Raw genomic sequence first — 5097 nt, 5'->3', positions numbered from 1 at the left:
AGGCTGATCTGACTTCACCATGATATTCCCATATGTCTCATCAGCAGAGATCGGACAGGAAAATAGCCACAAAGAGAGTCCAATTACGAAAAAAAGATACCGTGGAATCTGCTTCATGAAAGAGAATACATCGGATAGGACATAAAGATATTGATCTGGGGTGAATCATCATTATGTGTTCTGACAATCCCGCAAATATAACGGGATTTCATCTCTAAAGAATCAAATACATGTAAGACAGCTTTGTAGATTAATCCAGATCTTGAGGCATAATTTTTCAATAATTCGTATTACACTGTATGTCTTATCATGAATATATTGATACTTCTCTGATCCATTTCTTTAACCCAGACGCGCAAATGTCTCACTATAGTGCTCTAAACTACAATCATTGAAACTTCAAAGAGGCTTTAGAAAAAAAGAGAGAATTACGAGTATTTTCCGATTTTTAAACGATAACTAATAGTACATAACCCTCCTTCAGACTATCGATCTGAAGATAAAGACCTACAAAATTTCAGAAAATTTCAATGGGGGAGTTTCTTTTATGTTGCGGCTTTTTGCAAGGTGCCGCAGTGATTTTGCTAATTTATCCCATCGTTTCTGTACGTTGCCTGTACCAAATAAATTTTGATTCAGTATGCTCAAAAACTTCAATCCTTTCTCTGAAAACACTTTTGACCATAGCATCGGGGTATATTTTCCCTTATCATTTTTTTAGAGTCGTAGATACAATCCAGGTAAACAGATCTCTGCTAATAATAAACCGAAGCACCATGGAATAAATGTGAATAAACGCCATTGGTTCATTCCCGAGTAACATTTTTCCAAGGTCGTAATCCCCTTTCAATTCCTTGAAAATAAGTTCACAAACCCAACGAAACCGGTATAACTCATGAATATCATCTGCAGAAAATACCTCTTTATCGAGATTTGTGATATATAAATGCCATTTTTCGGCAAGAGGATTCCAAGCACAAATTACCCTGAAATCTTTGAGTATCGGGGTTTTAACTTTATTAATACGCTCGTCTCCAATATGAAAAGAACAGATAAGATCAAAAACACCTATCTTTGGCATTCTATCTAAAAAATCATCTCCATTAATGTTTTTAAAGCAATTATGATCAACGATTGATGTAATTTCAGGAGGGCCCGAATTGATTGAAACAACCTTGAAAAGGGCATTGCTTTTTACTCTACTAACAAAAAAACCTCCATAATCTTGAATTTTTGAAAAGGTTTTCAGAGAATAGTATCCCAGATCGTTAATTAGCAGAATATTTGCTATTTCAGGTCCAATTTTTTAGCATTTTAGAGTCATGAACCCTTCTGTTGTAATTATTGCACTTTTGAAAGAATGGTAAACAACACTGTAAATTGCATGGATCTTTAATCCTGCAGAATTGTCACGGGAACGTGCTGCTGGATGCAATTCGTAGAGTTTTTTACTAATTCGAATAATACTGCTGTCTTGAACTAAAATATCTTTGAAATCCTCAACAATTCCCTTTAAATGAGCAGGGGACTTATGAACCATTTGATCAATATAATGATCCATCAGTGATTTCAGAAAATCTGCTAATTTGTGATTAAACCGTTTCCTGAAACTTTGGTTACGAATTGAGGTTAGTATCTTTGGATTATCATCAAGGTCAATATAATGACGATGGATCTCGTCTAATGTGGGTTTCATATGACTGCTGACTCCAAAAATGAGGGTAAATATCAAAAGAACAGGATCGAGTTTCCTTTTTCTCTGCATAAATCCTGTTTCCCGAGCTGTCTTTTCAATAAAATCAAAGGTAAATTTTTGAAATACCCAAGATTTTAGGTTTTTTAGACCCTTAGAAGAAGGCTTCTTCATATTCTTTAGGTCGCCCGACGGTGCTCACCGTAGGGCGGCACCGAAAATATATAAAGGTATCGATTTGTATTTGAAAATGTATTCTTGATAAGTAACACTGATTTTGGCTCTGTTAGGTATCAGGCCATAAAGCTGTCATGCATGCATTGCACCTAAAAAATCAAAAATCGCAAATATGAAAAACGTGCATCCAAACAGATAACCACAGGTTTTTTTCAGATAATAACCTGCATACATGCCCATAATAAAAATGAGAAATTCCAGAATTATTGCGAGTGGTGTGGTATACAGGGATACTGCCATACTCTATGATGTTCTTTGTTTCCATATATAGTTAAATGCCCGGTAGCAAGGCCCTGTCATGACCAATTACCAGGGGTCATATCTCCCATCGTTCGATATTTCTTGTTTCCGGGTTAAACACAATCCCAATCTCATGTACCGGTCTTTGATCTGACCGATACTTCTCTGCATATCCACGTCTTTTGATCTGGTCCAGAGGGCTCTCATCCCCACTCTTGTCAATACCAAGCACTTTGAACTCAAAGATCCATATACCGGTTCTTGTCTTTACAGTCAGATCAACTCGTCCTTTGTTTGAGGTATCTTCCGGAATTACCTCGTATCCAAGACTTGCAAAATAGGTGTATACCACGCTGGCATAATACCCCTCATATTTAGCAACCGGGTTGTTTCTGTACCAGTCATGCGGAATGGATGCAAAAAAAGAGTGAAAAACGGTCCGAAGAAGAACATAATTCGCTGATTCTATCGCTTCGCGTATCACAGGAAGGGAGACAGTTTCTGAATCACCCTGGAGCAGATGAAGGATCTGACGATTAAATGCCTCCCTAACCTCACGATTTGGAAATCCCAGGGTGTACCAGGTACCTTCATAAGGATTACTCACAAAAGACCGAATTGTCAGGTACCCTGCCTGAAAGAGGAGGGTCTCTGCCCGGATATGTTCAGGATCAAACGATCCCAGAAGTTCATCACCGGCAACAAGCCCGTCGTATTCAGCAGGAAGACGGGGTTTCTTCTGCCAGAGAGCAATGAGAAATGAAGGAGTCCCGGTCTCAAACCAAAATGGCCGAAATACTCCTTTCGAGAAGAGAAGAAGAATATCAAACGGATTATAAACCGAATCTCCGGTCCATGAATACCCATTATACCAATCACGAACTTCATTCCTGTCAAATCGCTGGAGATATTCAGAAAAAACAGTTTCAAGATCCTGCTGAGTATAGCCGCAGATAGCTGAGTATGGCATATCAAGGGTTATATCATTTAGATTATTCAATCCTGAAAATATTCCCGTTTTGGCAAATTTAGAAACACCGGTGAGAAGGACAAACTTGAGATGGAGATCGAGTGGTTTGATTGCGCCATAAAAATTTTTCAGACAATCCCGCATCTCCTGCATGAGGCTGATATCCCCGATATTATCAAGAATCGGTCTGTCGTACTCATCGATGAGGATGACTACCTGTTTTCCGGTTTTTTTTGCTATTTTTGGAATAAGTGAGAGTAATCGATCTCCAGGATCTCCGGTGCTTTTTTCAATCCCATAGAGCTCTTCCCATTCATCAAGAGTAGTGGTCAATCTATTGATAAGATCAGAGATCTGCTTGAGTGCCCCTCCTGCAAAATCAACCCGAAGGACTGGATATTTTATTGTAAAGTCCCACCCCGCTTCAGGGGAAGCGAGGTACAGCCCGGAGAAGAGCTCCTTTCTTCCGGAAAACGCACAATCAAGTGTATCGATAAAGAGGCTCTTTCCAAACCTCCTTGGACGGGAGAGGAAGTAATATTTCCCTTTCGCGACCAGGTCTGAGATAAACCAGCTTTTATCGACATATGCATATCCTCCGTTTCTCATCTCTGAAAATGCCTGAATGCCAATGGGGAGCTTTGGGGGGGACATAGAAAGTTCTACTCATAATAGAGCTGGGAGATTACATCTTTCTTCCGTATGTATGATTAAAACCTTCATGAGCCCTGGCTTCAGGCTTGATGGATAAGGCTGTGTCAGAATTCTGTTGTAATGAATATGACCCAGATATCTGCTCTATCTGGAGGTGGTATCTTCATCCCCGAATGGATCTAAATTAACCACCATATATCGGCCCGAGCTCGATTCTGTTATGTGAAGTACTATGTGCTGAGCCTTTCCACATAACCAACTAAACTCTAGAGATCTTTGATATTTGGTTACCTAAAAAGAAATTAGCAGCGTCTTTTATACAAAAAGGGGGAAATGTCTGATCTCTATTTTCTTTTCAATGCCCCGAATACAAATAACCCCAGAACAACTGCCGGAAGGGTCGCAAATAACGGTGACTTTTGTGTCTTTGTTGGAACAGGAGTTGATACCGGACTGGAAACAGAGGGGGTGGCAGCTACGGAGGTCGGGACCGGGAGCAGAGTAACCGACAGATTTGTAACCTGTCCGGCCTTGATTTCAGTTCGCTGAATGACCGGAGTATGTCCTGCCAGCTCAAGGGTAAGATCATATGCACCAACAGGAAGATTCTGAAGGGTAAGTGGAGTAATTCCCTTTATTGTTCGATTCATCATGACCTGTGCACCAGACGGACTTGATACTATGCTGAGTGTTCCTTCATGGACTGGCGGGGAAGTCTGAACCGGGGCAACGGTTGGTGGTACTGTCGTCACCTGCGTCGTCTGTACCGGTTTTACCTGAACAAGGTTCTCACTGATAACAACAGGACCGCTGATTTCCGCCCCGGTTGTAACGGTCCTGGTGATGTCGGCATATCCATCACGTTTTATGACAACCGTGTGAGCTCCATCCGATAATCCGCTGATAACGAGATGGGTGGGCTCACTGCTCTTATCTTGTGCAATTGGTGTCTTCCCCCTGGGGATCCCGTCAACAATCACCTCTGCACCTTCCGGGAAGGTAAGAACTTTGATCGTCCCATAATCCGGATCCTTAAGGAGGGGAGCATAGACCTGAGTTGTCATCCCAGGAGAGACGACCACATCATTATTTATATACATCCGGTAGCCGGGCTTTGTTACCTTAACCGTATGTCTCCCGGTTTTAATCCCGTAAAATTCGTACGGGGTTGCAAATGTGTTCGTAAACCCATCAAGTGAAACCATTGCCCCAGGCTGATCTGACTTCACCATGATATTCCCATATGTCTCATCAGCAGAGATCGGACAGGAAAATAGCCACAAAGAGAGTCCAATTACGAAAA

General features: G+C 41.1%; 2 protein-coding genes and 1 pseudogene. All 3 read right to left on the bottom strand.

Annotated elements, in window-relative coordinates; all coding sequences use genetic code 11:
- Positions 1-507 precede the first annotated feature (507 nt).
- A pseudogene (locus LDL35_RS14370) lies at positions 508-1867 on the bottom strand (IS4 family transposase).
- 379 nt (positions 1868-2246) lie between these two features.
- Positions 2247-3794: an ATP-binding protein gene (locus LDL35_RS14365; RefSeq protein ID WP_304023679.1), complete on the bottom strand. Its 1548-nt coding sequence runs from the start codon at positions 3792-3794 to the stop codon at positions 2247-2249.
- Positions 3795-4138: 344 nt separating this feature from the next.
- A partial coding sequence (locus LDL35_RS14360) for a PEGA domain-containing protein (protein WP_304023677.1) occupies positions 4139-5097 on the bottom strand: 959 nt, incomplete at its 5' end.

The sequence above is a fragment of the Methanospirillum hungatei genome, from assembly GCF_020216685.1.
GTDB classification, from domain to species: Archaea; Halobacteriota; Methanomicrobia; order Methanomicrobiales; family Methanospirillaceae; genus Methanospirillum; species Methanospirillum hungatei_B.
The sequence above is the reverse complement of the archived record's forward strand: the minus strand, read 5'-3'. Positions and strand labels throughout refer to the sequence as shown.

Coding starts and splice junctions, on each gene's coding strand:
- LDL35_RS14365 (WP_304023679.1), bottom strand. CDS start 3,794: ATGTCCCCCCCAAAGCTCCCCATTGGCATTCAGGCATTTTCAGAGATG.